This window comes from Nitratireductor sp. GZWM139, assembly GCF_030068685.1.
In the GTDB taxonomy this organism is placed as follows: domain Bacteria; phylum Pseudomonadota; class Alphaproteobacteria; order Rhizobiales; family Rhizobiaceae; genus Nitratireductor; species Nitratireductor aquimarinus.
In genome coordinates this window covers 116002-127929 of sequence record NZ_JAMQML010000010.1, presented here as the reverse complement: position 1 = coordinate 127929, position 11928 = coordinate 116002, and the positions used below count along the sequence as shown (strand labels likewise).

Genomic DNA, 11928 nt, shown 5'->3' with positions numbered 1-11928 from the left:
ATGGCTCATCTTTCGCAGATCGAATTGCTTCTTCCGGAATTGCGCGCCTATGCGCGCTCGATCTGTGGCGCGGCGGAAAGCCCGGATGATCTGGTCCAGGATGCGGTGGAGCGCGCCCTGCGTCACGAAACACGGCCAGAGCGTATCGAGGAACTGCGGCCGTGGATGTTTCGCGTCATCCGCAACCTTCATTACGACGAATTGAGAAAAAGACGCGTGCGCCGCGAATATATGGCAGCGCACAAACGTCTTATGGATGAAAGCGACGGAACGAGCAGCGCAGGACGCGATGTTCTCGTTCGGCTCGCCTTTGAGAAACTGCCGCCCGAGACGCGGGAGGTTTTGTTTCTCATCGACATCATGGGCTTCAAATATGCGGAAGCGGCCGAGATCATGAATGTGCCCACGGGCACGGTGATGAGCCGCATCAGCCGGGCCCGGAAAGAGCTTTTGCGCCGCGTAAACGGCGACGATCAGGATGAAGAGCAGGTAAAGCAGACTCCATGAGCAAGGTAACGGAAGAGGACTTCATCAGGGTCAACGCATTCCACGATGGCGAGCTGGGAAAAGAGAGCGAGGCTTTCGCCCGCAGGCTGGAGGAAGAGCCGGCATTACAGGCCGCTCTGGCTGAAATCCGCGACATGTCTGCCAGCCTGAAGGCGCTCAGGCCGGAGCCGGCGGCTCACCCCGCAGGCCAGAACGACAACAGGTTCTCCTGGCGCTGGTGGGCGAGCGCAGCGTTCGCCGGTTCTCTCGCTCTGGCTCTTTTCATCGCTCTGCCGAAACAACCGGATACATCCGGGCCGGACACCGCGCTCGCCGTGCACGAGAGTTTTGCTGCGCAGACCTATGTGGCAAAAGACAAAACCTTCCGCACGATCGCCGGCGAACGGTCCGAGGACTTCCCGGACCTCTCCGCCGCCAACCTCACACTCGTCGCGATCAGGGACCTGCCCTATGGCACTGCGGCCCATTTTGCAGGGCGTGAAGGCTGCCGGTTGACCGTCGTGGCGAGCAACAGCTCCATAGAGACCGAAACGTCGCCCGGCCTGCAAAGCGCCCAATGGGATGTGCCGGATCGCTTCTACCGGATCTTTGCGACGGACATGGATGCGGGCAAGTTTTTAGCGATCACCGATTATCTGGAGCAGGCCACGCGCCGGATGGAGAGGCCTGAAACCGTGATCGCCCTGCAGGACGCGACCGCACGGGCCACGTCCTGCGGATAGGGGCAAAAATATTTCAGCCCCGCCGGAGCGGGGCTGAAATGTGCGCCGTCAGTTCGGACGCGGGAAGTTCGGACGGTCCTCATTGTAGTGAGCCGTCAGGTAATCGAGAATGATCGTGTGGTCGGGCTCGGCAATCTCGTCCATGCCCTGCTCATCGACCATCCATTTCAGCATTTTCTCCCAGCCCTCGCGGCTGAGCCCCTGCTGGGCGACGATCATTTCCGAATGGCAGGCGGTGCAGGTGTAGTAGGTTTCCTCGACACCGGCAGCGACTTTCAGCTTGCCGAAATCACCCTCGATGGTTTCTTCACCCTCGCCGGACACCTCGGCCTTCTTCAGGTCTTCGGCGGTCTCATTCTCTTCCTCGGCCGCGCCGAACTGGAGCGGATTGTCCGAGAACGTGTTGAGATAGGCGATCAGGTCGACGCGGTCATCCTCGCTCTTGAGGCCGGCAAAGGCCATCTTGGTGCCCTTCACCTCGGTGCGGGGCTGAAGCAGATAGGCATCGAGACGCTCGACCGTCCATTCGCCGCCATAGTTTTTCATGCCCGTGGAATAGGCGTAGCCGGGCGCATCTGCGACCGGGCGACCGACGATGCCGTAAAGATTTGGGCCGACCTTGTTCCGGTCACCTTTTTCGATGGTGTGGCACGCCACGCAACGCTTGAACAGCGTCTCACCCTTTGAAACATCCGCTTCAGCAAGATCATCCTGCATATCCGCCATGGCGGGGGAAGCGACCAAAAGAGAAAGTCCGACAAGCCCCAGCCGAACAAAATTGAAGTTCATTATTCTTTTCTCCATGACAATCAGAACCGTGAAGCGGCGCTTAAGCCGCTTCACGTTATCATCCGTCTCAATGAAAACTCATGAACCGGATCAGCTTGCGCGTACGCCGACCCGGTGCATCGAGTTGTTGAGATAGCCCTTCGGGTTCCACGCGATGGCGAAAGGCTGCATGTCGCCTTCGCTGTCCGTCGCGCGCGCCCAAATCTCATAATAGCCGGCCTGTGGCAGCGTCACCTTGGTGCGCCAGTTCTGCCATGCGCCGTCATTGACCGGATCATCCAGCTCGACCGTCTGCCAGGTCGTGCCGAAATCTATCGAGATATCAAGCTTGCTGATGGAGCGGTCGCCGGACCAGGCATGGCCGCGCACATCCGTTTCCATGCCGATATCCGTGCCATTGGCCGGGAAGGTGATGAGGGATTTCACCGGCATGCGCTCGATGATGACGAAATCCTCTTCGGGCACTTCCTGACCGGGAGCCACCGGATAGGCCGGCACACGATAGGACGTGCCCGTCATCTTGGGGCCGTCATGCACCTGATCACGCAGCTCGATGCGCGTCAGCCATTTCTGTGCGGTGGAGGCCGGCCAACCCGCAACCACGAGACGCAGCGGTGCGCCATTCATGGGGTGCAGCGCCTCGCCATTCATCTCGAAGGCAATCAGCACATTGTCGGTCAGAGCCTTTGCGATGGGCACGCCACGCGAAATGGGCAGCTTGTCCGGATCGCCCGAAAGGTGGCCATCGGCGCCGTAATGGGCGGTGTAGACCACATTCGACTGCACGCCTGCCTTCTCCAATACGTCCTTCAGGCGCACGCCGGTCCATTCCGAACAGGCCACTGCGCCATAGGTCCACTGGTTGCCGGAAGCCGGCGGATCGAAGAAGCCGCGTCCATTGCCGCCGCACTCAAGCGTTAGCTGCATGGTCACCACTTCGAACTGATCACGCAGATCGGCAATCGAGAGTTCAAGCGGATTGTCCACGAAACCATCAATGGTCAGCGTCCATGCATCGGCATCGACGTTTTCCGGCGGAACACCGTTGTTGCGGATGAAGTGACGGCTGATGGGGGTGACAGCGTCATCGAGAAGTTCGGCCGGTGTTTCGGCATTGACGGGACGGTCGTTGAGAAGCGTGAGACCATCCTTTCCGGCAAGCGCGTCGCCATCCTGCGCGAAGGCGGCGGGAACGAGCCCTGCCGGCATGTTGCGATGGAACGGAATGGAAGCGCCCACCATCGCGGCCATGGTTGCAAGCCCGGTGTTCTTCAGGAAACCGCGGCGACCGGCGTTGACGATGCCCTCGGTGGATGCGTCCGCAGGTCCGGCATCTGCGCCGGATGCCGCCTCATTGCGGGTTTGTTTCGGTTCGGCGGTGCGCGTCATTTCATTCCTCCCTGTGCGCTGGCGGTTAAGCTGGCTCGCCGCATTCAAAATGCAGCTGTCGTGGGAGAGACGTGCGGGGAGAGAAAATTATTCCATCCTTTTGATTTTATTTTGAGACCGCACAATGGCGCTCTTAACGCATTACTTAAGAAATCCGTGTCCAATTCGCCTCAGACGCGACCAGTTTCAGTTCACACGCTCAACAAGTTGCAGGTCCCAGACACCATGCCTGAGAGTTTCAACGGCTTCCCAAGCGCCTTACCGAACAGAAATACGGATGACTGCTATGTGAGTTCGGTCAAGGGATCGGAAGCTTACATAGAATTGCCCATCGCCACGACGACAGAAGAACTGCGCACCACCGTCGGCAAATTCATGGCCATCGAGACCGGCGCGCGGGAGCTTCTGGGCCAGGTCACGGAAGTGTCTCTCAAGACACAGGCAGCGAGCACGACGGGAGGGCCGAAGGCCATTGCCCGGATCGATCTGGTCGGCGAAATTTCAAGCGACGCCAGCGGCCAGCGCCGGTTTCGCCGGGGCGTCAGTGCCTATCCAGCGATTCACGACCGGGCCCGGATTATCGGCAGCGATCAGCTGCGCCTGATCTTTCGGGGTGACAAGAGTTCCTTTGCCGAGATCGGCCGGCTGCATCACGACACCAGCGTTCCCGCTTATGTGGATGTTGAAAACCTCGTCACCAAGCACTTTGCGGTGCTCGGCTCGACCGGTGTTGGCAAATCGAGCGGGCTTGCGGTCATCCTCCGGCAGGTCATCGCAAGCTGGCCGGAACTGCGGGTTCTGATCCTCGACAATCACAATGAATATGGCGGCGTCTTTGCCGATCGGGCGAACCTGGTGGGTGCGAAAAATCTGCGATTGCCCTACTGGCTGTTCAATTTTGAGGAATTTTCCGACGTGCTTTACGCCGGAAAACCCCCGATTTCGGCAGAAATCGACATTTTGTCGGAATTGATTCCGCTGGCCAAAACGCAATACCTCAACCGCCGCCAGACGGGCGAGCGCGCCAGCAGCCTGCGCAAGAGCGAGCCCCGCCAGAGCAGTTTCTCGGTCGACACGCCGGTGCCCTATCTGATGCAGGATCTGCTGGCGCTGATCGACGAGCGCATGGGCAAGCTGGAAAATCGCTCCTCGCGCATGACGCACCACCGTCTGATCGGGCGGATTGAAACGGTGAAGAACGATCCGCGTTACGCGTTCATGTTCTCCAACGCCACCGTTGGCGGCGACACGATGGCGACCATCCTGACGGAGCTTTTCCGGCTGGAGGCAAACGGCCGTCAGGCGACGATCATCCAGTTGGCGAGCCTGCCCATCGAGGTGGTGGACGCGGTGGTCTGTGTGATTTCGCGCCTCGCCTTCGATTTCGGCATGTGGAGCGACGGCGCGATGCCGCTGCTGCTCGTTTGCGAGGAAGCGCACCGCTTTGCCGCCGCCGATCCGACCGTTGGCTTTACGCCGAGCAAGAACGCCCTTTCCCGCATTGCAAAGGAAGGCCGTAAATATGGCGTCTATCTCGGTCTGGTGACGCAGCGCCCTGCCGAACTCGACCCCACCATCATCTCCCAGTGCAACACGCTTTTTGCCATGCGGATGGCCAATGAGCGCGATCAGGCGCTCCTGAAATCCGCCGTTTCCGACGCGACTGCCAATCTGCTGGAATTCGTGCCGTCTCTGGGGACGGGTGAAGTTGTCGGTTTCGGCGAAGGCATGCCGCTTCCCGTCCAGTTCGTTTTCAACCGGCTTTCGCAGGAACTCCTGCCGCGAAGCGAAGCTGCTGCGGCGCTGCCGAAAGACCTGAGCCCCGCCTCCAGAACCGAGTTTGTCAACGCGGTCGTTGAGCGCTGGCGCGGCTCGATCATGAGCCAGGCGCAGGGACAGACGGCGAGTGCCGGACAGAGCGAGAGCATCGGTTCTCAAACGCCGTCCGGCAACGCAGCCTACCAGCGTGCAGAACAGGCAGAAGACAAGATTTCCAAGGCCCTGCAGCAGGCGCGCCGTGAATATCTGAGCCGCTAGCAGATGTCTCCTGCCCGCGCCCTGCCCTCCGATCTGGAGGAAATTCTGGAAAACGCCTCCTTCGGGCTGGCCGTTACGGATGCGGATGGGCTGGAAGTCTATGCCAACCGACAGGCGGGCCTGCACCGGCTTTCCGGAGACGAGGCGACGGTGCGGGAAATGCGTTTTGCCACGCAGACAGGCGACCGCAGCTTCAATGTGAGCCTGTGGCTGGATGCCGAAGCCCTGCCCGATCTCGATGAAGAGATATTCCGGCTTGCCTTCTTCGATGAACTGACGGGATTGCCGAACAAGACCCTGCTTGGCCGCATGGTCGGGGCGGAACTGCAAACGCATGCCGACCGGCAGGCAGCGCTTTTCCTGATCGATCTCGACGGGCTTGGCCGTACCAATGACTATTACGGGGCCGCCTTCACGAACCTCCTGATCGCCGCCTTCTCTGAACGCATGTCGTCCTGCGTGCGCAGTTGCGATGTGCTGGGTTATCTCGCAAACGGCATGTTCTGCATCTTCGTCACCGATCTCGAAGATCTCGACATTTCCGATTATGCGAACCAGCTGCTCGCCCGCGCCAAGGAGCCCTTTCTCATTCAGGGCATCGAGACATTTTCCTCGGCCTCCATCGGCATCAGCCTGTTTGCCGAAGATGGTGCGGATTTCGAGACCCTGCTCGTTTCCGCCGATCAGGCGCTGCGCGCGGCGAAGTCGGAATCGAAAGGCCGGATCGGCTACAAGCCGACAGCGTCTGCCCTGCGCGGCACCACCGATATGTCCATCGAACAGCGGTTGCGCACGGCGCTGCGTGACCAGAAACTCTGCTGCGTCTATCAGCCCAAGGTGAGTCTGAGGGACAGCACGGTGGTTGGCGTTGAAACGCTTCTGCGCTGGCGCGATGACGATGGAAAACTGCAGGCGCTCGGCGATTTCGTGAATCTGGCCACGGATGCCGGCATCATTGATGCGGTTTCTGAGCATGTCGCACACGAGGTGATGGACTCCCTGCCGCGCATCGACGCCGTCTTCGCACCGAGCATTTCCATCAGCCTCAACATCACTGCGCATCAGGCGAGCAGTCCGGTTTTTACCCGCAACCTGCTCGACCTTCTGACCTCGTATCATCGCCCCGAGCGCTTCATTCTCGAAATCACGGAAGAAGCATTCCTGAATGGTGAGCTCCTGAGCAAAAACACGCTGCCCATGCTGCGCGAAGCGGGCGTGAAGCTCTCAATCGACGATTTCGGGGTCGGCTATTCCTCGCTTTCCGCACTTGCCGCAGTCACCGCCGATGAACTGAAGATAGACCGTTCCTTCGTGCAGAACGTTCACTGCCGCCCGCGCAGCCAGAGCGTTCTCAAGACCATTGAATCGCTTGGCCATGCGCTGGACATGAAGCTGGTGATCGAGGGTGTCGAGACGCTGGAAGAGGTGGAATATCTTAAGCAGAATACGGCCATTGACGTGGCGCAGGGGTACTATTTCAGCAAACCGTTTGCGCTCGAAGAATTCGTCGATACGAGCGACCTCCTGCCTTCAGGGAGAACGCGGGAACAGGCGCGGACCCATGCGCCCGCCCGGACGCCCGGCAACCGTTCGTCACGCTAGGTCCTGACGCTAAAACGCCCACCGTCTCATTGAAACGATGGGCGTTTTCAAGGCCTGCATTTCGCGGGGGACACCTAGCGGTCGTAGAAGGCGTCGACCAGGCCCAGTGACACTGGCGGCACATAGGTGACGAGCAGCAGCACCAGCATCAGAACCGCGATGAAGGGCAGATTGGTCTTGGTCGTGCTCCACACATCCGTCTTGGCGATGGAGCAGGAGGTGACCAGAACACTGGCGACCGGCGGGGTCTGCTGACCGAGTGCGATGTTCAGCGTCAGAAGAATGCCGAACTGCACCGGATCAATGCCAAGCTGGTGCACGAGCGGCATGAAGATCGGAACGGTCAGGATGATGGCCGCTGCACCGTGCAGGATCATGCCGAGGAACAGCAGGAAGACATTGATGATCATCAGGACGATGAGCTTGTTCGTCGTGATCGACAGAATGCCCTGCGCCAGGCGCTGCGGCAGCTCCGTTTCGGTGAGGTAGAGACCGAGAACGGCAGAGCTTGCGACCAGAAGCATGACCACGGCGGTCTGCACGACGCCCTCCACGAGCGAATGATAAAGCCGCCCGAGGTCGATCTCCCGGTAGATGAACACGCCGATGAAGAGTGCGGTGACAACCGCGAGGCCTGCACCCTCCGTTGCCGTGACCAGACCGCCGAAAATGCCACCCAGAATGATGATTGGCAGAACGAGCGCCCAGGCAGCATCCTTTGTCGCGTGCCACAGGCGCGGAAGGCTGAAGCCATCCTCGCGCGGCAGGTTGTAGCGCACGGCGAAATAATAGGAGAGCGCCATGAGAAGAAAGCCGCCAAGCACGCCCGGAACGATGCCGGCCACGAACAGCTGCACGATCGACGTGTTGGACAGGGCGCCATAGAGGATCATCGGGATCGACGGCGGAATGATGATCGCCAGCGAAGCCGATGACGAGGTGATGGCCGCCGCGAAACGCGGATTGTAGCCGCGCTTCTTCATGGCCGGGATCAGCACCGAACCCGTGGCGGCAACATCGGCCACGGCGGAGCCGGAGATCTCTGCAAAGAACATCGACACACCCACATTGACCATGGCGAGGCCGCCGCGGATGAAGCCGATGAGTGCGGAAACAAAGGCGATGAGGCGCGTGGAAATGCCGCCGGTGTTCATCAGCGCGCCGGCAAGGATGAAGAGCGGGATCGCAATCAGCGGAAAGCTGGTCGCGCCATCGAAGATGGAGAGCGCGGCGTTCAGAAAGCCCAGATGACCGTTGAGCAGCCAGAGGCCGGCAAGCGCGCTGGCGAGGATCGACACGGCAATCGGCAGGCCGATTGCGATCATCGCGAACATGGAAAGAAGGATAAGGGCTTCACTCATCGTGCGTTCTCCGCCTGAACACGCGACAATTCATCCTGCGCGCGGGCAATTTCATGTTCGATTTCGACGGCTTCCGGATCAATGCCGGCCTGCGTGCTGCGCAGACGTTCCGGCAGGGTGAGAAGGCGGCCGAGGATCATCAGTCCGGCGCTCAAGGGCAGAACCGACTGCACGAAGCTTCGCGGCACGAAACGCAGCGTCGTCATGCTTTCATTGCCAAAAATTTCCAGAATGGCCCAGCCGGCCCAGGCCATGGCGGCGAAGGCGGCGATGAAGATGGTCTCGCCAAGCCAGAAGAGCAGCATTCGAATGGCAGGCGGCGAGCCGAGAAGGAGGCCATTGAAACCCAGATGCGCATTGCGCAGCGTGGCCAGAACCGCTCCGGAAAAGGTGATCCAGGCGAGGAGCACCGCCGCGACCTCATCATACCAGATGAGCGAATTGCCCGAGTATCGAAACACGACACCGAGCACCACAACGCAGGAGAGCGCCAAAAGCAGGGTCAGCGTGACCGCCTGCAGAAAAAGATCGAGCCAATGGGCGAGCCGAACCATATCAAGAAACCCCAAGCCGGGCAGAATGCAAATCGAGTGGAAGTGGCGGGTGGCGCCCATGTTGAGACGCCACCCTGGGGCGTCAGGAACCGTCGGCCAGCGACAGCGCTTGATCGATCATCGCCTGGCCGTTTTCGACTTCGGCGGCGAATTTGTCATAGAGTGGCTTGGAGGCCGCGACGAAAGCGGCGCGGTCGGCCTTGTTGACCTTCATGCCGTTTTCCTCGAGCTGCTTCAGCAGATCGCCATCCTTGGAAGCGCCCGTTTCGCGCGCCCAGATGGCGACTTCCTGTGCCGTCTCGGCGAGAACGGTCTGCACTTCCGGGTCAAGCTTCTCGAAAGCGGCGACGCCGACCGTCGGATAAGCCGGCGAATAGACGTGGCCCGAAAGCGACAGGTATTCCTGCACTTCGTCGAGCTTGCCGGCGGCAATGTTGGTCAGCGGATTTTCCTGACCGTCGATCACGCCGGTCTGCAGCGCGACAAACACCTCGGAGAAGCCCATCGGCGTCGGGTTTGACCCATATTCCTTGAACATGGCCACGCGCCAGGACGAATTCGGCGTGCGGATCTTCAGGCCCTTGAGGTCTTCCGGGGTGTTGATCGGGCGCTCATTGTTGGTGATCTGGCGGAAGCCGTTTTCCCAGATTGCCAGCGGGCGATAGCCCTGCTCCATGGCGGCCGGCACCAGCACGTCCTTGAAAAGGGTCTCGTCGATCTTCGTCAGATGCTCGCGGTCCGCCACAAGGAAGGGCAGATCGAAGATCGCGTATTCCGACGCAATGTCGGGCATGGTGGAAGACGGCAGTGTCAGGTGCATGGTCCCGAGCTTGATCTTCTGCAGCATGTCCTTGTCCTTGCCCAGCTGAGAGCTGTCAAAGACCTTGACCACGGCTTTGCCATCAAGCTTTTCGTTCACACGGCGTGCGAACTCGCTGGCCGTCTGCTGCTGCAGAGAACCGGTGGCAGCGCTGAGACCGAAGATGATTTCTTCCTGAGCCTGCGCGACGCCGGCGCCCGTTGCCGGCAGCAGGGCTGCCAGACAGAATGCAATATGCTTCAGTTTCATGACTTTCCTCCCTTGATTTTCTCTCCGCGCGGCCCTCCCTGGCCGCCCGGCACTGTTTGCCAGGTTCACCTAACCGGAAACCGCCTGCCGCTCGTGCGAGGCAGAAGCTTCCGCGCCGTTCTGCGAACCAAGCTCGTCTCCGAGCCGGCGCCCAAGCGCCAGCGCGTTGAAGGTCGCTCCCGTATCGGCGATGCCCTTGCCCGCAATGTCATATGCCGTGCCATGGGCAGGCGTGACGATCGGGAAAGGATAGCCGGCAATCAGTGTGACGCCGCGATCGAAGCCGAGCAGCTTCATCGCGATCTGTCCCTGGTCGTGATACATGGTCATCACGGCGTCGAATTCGCCCCGGATGGCCCGCACAAACACGGTGTCGGAGGGGATCGGCCCGGTTACGGCCAGCTGCTCCTGCTGCGCGCGCTCCACTGCGGGGAGCAGGATGTCCTCGTCTTCCCAGCCGAAATTGCGGCCGTCGCCCGCATGCGGATTGAGCGCCGCCACGCCGATGCGCGGACGCTTGATGCCAGCGCCTTCCATCACCTCGGTGGTTAGTTTCAGGCTCTCATAGATCCTGTCGACGGACAGCTTGTCGGCAACGTGGCGCAGGGGAATGTGCGACGTGACGCGCGCGTTCCACACTTCATCCAGAACGTTGAACTCGCGACCGCTGCGCTCTGCCTCGATGGTGGCGTCGATGAAGCCGATTTCATCCACATAATCTGATTTTGCCAGTCGCATCGCGTGCTTGTTGAAGGGGGTGAAGAACACCGCTTTGGCAAGGCCCGCCTTGCCGACCTTCAGAGCTGCGGCAAAATTGTCGAGCGCGGCGCGACCGCCTTCCATGCTGGCCTCGCCGATGGGCACGTTTTCGGGGTCGCAATTGCCCATGTCCACCAGGACCGTGCCTTCGGGAAGGTCGCCCTCGAGCGCCTCGCGCGGCACCACTGGAAGATCGAGCGAAAGGCCGGCCTGACGCGCACCAAGCGCCAGAACCCGCTGATCGCCGATCACGATCAAATCGCCAAGATTGGCTTTCTCATCGGCCAGGATACGGGCCGAAAGCTCCGGACTAATGCCCGCTGGATCTCCAATCGCAAAGGCGATGCGTGACTGCTGCATTGTGTATTCCTTATTTTGTATACAAAATATACAATTATAAATTCGCACGTCAACGCATCTTTTTGTATGTTTCGGAAATCCCGATGATTCAGGAGAGCCCGTTTGGAACTCAGCAGCCCCTTTCCCATGGAAGCCGTGGCGATCGAAAAGCAGACACTGCATGACCAGGTCGCCAACCGCATTCGTGATCTCATCATTGAGGGCCATCTCGCGCCCGGCACGCGCATCGACGAAACCATGCTCGTTGAGCAGCTTGGCGTCTCGCGCACGCCTTTCCGCGAAGCGCTGCGCACACTGGCGGCCGAAGGACTGATCATCATTCGTCCGTCGAAAGGCAGCATCGTGCGCAAGCTCACCGCGCAGGATGTGTTTTCGATGCTGGAATTGCTCGCGCATCTGGAAAAGCTGGCGGGACGGCTGATCTGTGAACGCGCCAGCGATGCGCAGATCGACGGCCTTTTGAAGCTTCATGAGGAGATGCTGAAGCGCTATCGGGAGGGCGACCGCCTGCCCTACTACAAGCTGAATCAGGAATTCCACTCGCGCGTTTCGGAGCTTGCGGGCAACGAATCGCTGCGCGATGTGCAGGCGAACATTCAGGCGCGCCTCAAGCGCATCCGCTTCCTTGGCAACAGCAAGCCGGCCTATTGGGATTCCGCCGTTGCCGAACACGAGCAGATGGCCGCCGCCCTGAGAAAGCGCGACGGCGAAGCGCTGGGCCAGGTTATGGCGCAGCACCTGATGAACACCTGGGACCGGGTGAAGGATCACATCTGACG

At 60.3% G+C, this 11928-nt stretch carries 11 protein-coding genes; 5 read left to right on the top strand and 6 right to left on the bottom strand.

Translation table 11 applies throughout. The features are described from left to right. A complete protein-coding gene (locus tag NDI72_RS13875; protein WP_206548624.1) occupies window positions 1-507 on the top strand; it encodes an RNA polymerase sigma factor in 507 nt (168 codons plus the stop codon). Continuing rightward, window positions 504-1229, top strand: coding sequence for a hypothetical protein (locus NDI72_RS13870; protein ID WP_206548623.1), 726 nt, complete (start codon window positions 504-506; stop codon window positions 1227-1229). The genes NDI72_RS13875 and NDI72_RS13870 overlap by 4 nt, the downstream gene beginning before the upstream one ends. A gap of 48 nt (window positions 1230-1277) precedes the next feature. Here NDI72_RS13870 and NDI72_RS13865 read toward each other — a convergent pair whose 3' ends face one another. Both NDI72_RS13865 and NDI72_RS13860 read right to left on the bottom strand, forming a co-directional pair. Next, window positions 1278-2018: a c-type cytochrome gene (locus NDI72_RS13865; protein WP_283800740.1), complete on the bottom strand. Its 741-nt coding sequence runs from the start codon at window positions 2016-2018 to the stop codon at window positions 1278-1280. 90 nt (window positions 2019-2108) lie between these two features. Continuing rightward, window positions 2109-3407 (bottom strand): sulfite oxidase, encoded by a 1299-nt coding sequence (locus NDI72_RS13860; protein ID WP_206544847.1) that lies wholly within the window; start codon window positions 3405-3407, stop codon window positions 2109-2111. Window positions 3408-3695: 288 nt separating this feature from the next. On the opposite strand from NDI72_RS13860, the gene NDI72_RS13855 reads away from it, so the two are divergent. Continuing rightward, complete coding sequence (locus NDI72_RS13855) at window positions 3696-5444, top strand: ATP-binding protein (RefSeq protein ID WP_283800739.1); 1749 nt, start codon at window positions 3696-3698, stop codon at window positions 5442-5444. Between the two features lie 3 nt (window positions 5445-5447). Continuing rightward, the gene (locus NDI72_RS13850) at window positions 5448-7046 is read left to right on the top strand and encodes a putative bifunctional diguanylate cyclase/phosphodiesterase (protein ID WP_283800738.1); all 1599 of its coding nucleotides are present in this window, start codon (window positions 5448-5450) and stop codon (window positions 7044-7046) included. Between the two features lie 74 nt (window positions 7047-7120). Here NDI72_RS13850 and NDI72_RS13845 read toward each other — a convergent pair whose 3' ends face one another. From NDI72_RS13845 to NDI72_RS13830, 4 genes are all read right to left on the bottom strand, one after another. Continuing rightward, window positions 7121-8407: a TRAP transporter large permease gene (locus NDI72_RS13845; RefSeq protein WP_206544850.1), complete on the bottom strand. Its 1287-nt coding sequence runs from the start codon at window positions 8405-8407 to the stop codon at window positions 7121-7123. Continuing rightward, on the bottom strand, window positions 8404-9021 hold the full coding sequence (locus tag NDI72_RS13840; RefSeq protein ID WP_283800737.1) for a TRAP transporter small permease: 618 nt from the start codon (window positions 9019-9021) through the stop codon (window positions 8404-8406). The genes NDI72_RS13845 and NDI72_RS13840 overlap by 4 nt, the downstream gene beginning before the upstream one ends. A gap of 22 nt (window positions 9022-9043) precedes the next feature. Next, on the bottom strand, window positions 9044-10030 hold the full coding sequence (locus NDI72_RS13835; RefSeq protein ID WP_283800736.1) for a TRAP transporter substrate-binding protein: 987 nt from the start codon (window positions 10028-10030) through the stop codon (window positions 9044-9046). Window positions 10031-10099: 69 nt separating this feature from the next. Beyond that, window positions 10100-11149, bottom strand: a complete 1050-nt coding sequence (locus NDI72_RS13830; RefSeq protein ID WP_283800735.1) for a 4-hydroxythreonine-4-phosphate dehydrogenase PdxA — start codon at window positions 11147-11149, stop codon at window positions 10100-10102. Window positions 11150-11275: 126 nt separating this feature from the next. Between NDI72_RS13830 and NDI72_RS13825 the strand changes: the two genes are divergently transcribed. Further along, window positions 11276-11926: a GntR family transcriptional regulator gene (locus tag NDI72_RS13825; protein ID WP_371685996.1), complete on the top strand. Its 651-nt coding sequence runs from the start codon at window positions 11276-11278 to the stop codon at window positions 11924-11926. Window positions 11927-11928 lie beyond the last annotated feature (2 nt).

What these genes read in the sequence shown, in the direction of transcription:
- NDI72_RS13875 (WP_206548624.1), top strand. Translation starts at nt 1, where the DNA reads ATGGCTCATCTTTCGCAGATCGAATTGCTTCTTCCGGAATTGCGCGCC.
- NDI72_RS13870 (WP_206548623.1), top strand. Translation starts at nt 504, where the DNA reads ATGAGCAAGGTAACGGAAGAGGACTTCATCAGGGTCAACGCATTCCAC.
- NDI72_RS13865 (WP_283800740.1), bottom strand. Translation starts at nt 2,018, where the DNA reads ATGAACTTCAATTTTGTTCGGCTGGGGCTTGTCGGACTTTCTCTTTTG.
- NDI72_RS13860 (WP_206544847.1), bottom strand. Translation starts at nt 3,407, where the DNA reads ATGACGCGCACCGCCGAACCGAAACAAACCCGCAATGAGGCGGCATCC.
- NDI72_RS13850 (WP_283800738.1), top strand. Translation starts at nt 5,448, where the DNA reads ATGTCTCCTGCCCGCGCCCTGCCCTCCGATCTGGAGGAAATTCTGGAA.
- NDI72_RS13845 (WP_206544850.1), bottom strand. Translation starts at nt 8,407, where the DNA reads ATGAGTGAAGCCCTTATCCTTCTTTCCATGTTCGCGATGATCGCAATC.
- NDI72_RS13840 (WP_283800737.1), bottom strand. Translation starts at nt 9,021, where the DNA reads ATGGGCGCCACCCGCCACTTCCACTCGATTTGCATTCTGCCCGGCTTG.
- NDI72_RS13835 (WP_283800736.1), bottom strand. Translation starts at nt 10,030, where the DNA reads ATGAAACTGAAGCATATTGCATTCTGTCTGGCAGCCCTGCTGCCGGCA.
- NDI72_RS13830 (WP_283800735.1), bottom strand. Translation starts at nt 11,149, where the DNA reads ATGCAGCAGTCACGCATCGCCTTTGCGATTGGAGATCCAGCGGGCATT.
- NDI72_RS13825 (WP_371685996.1), top strand. Translation starts at nt 11,276, where the DNA reads ATGGAAGCCGTGGCGATCGAAAAGCAGACACTGCATGACCAGGTCGCC.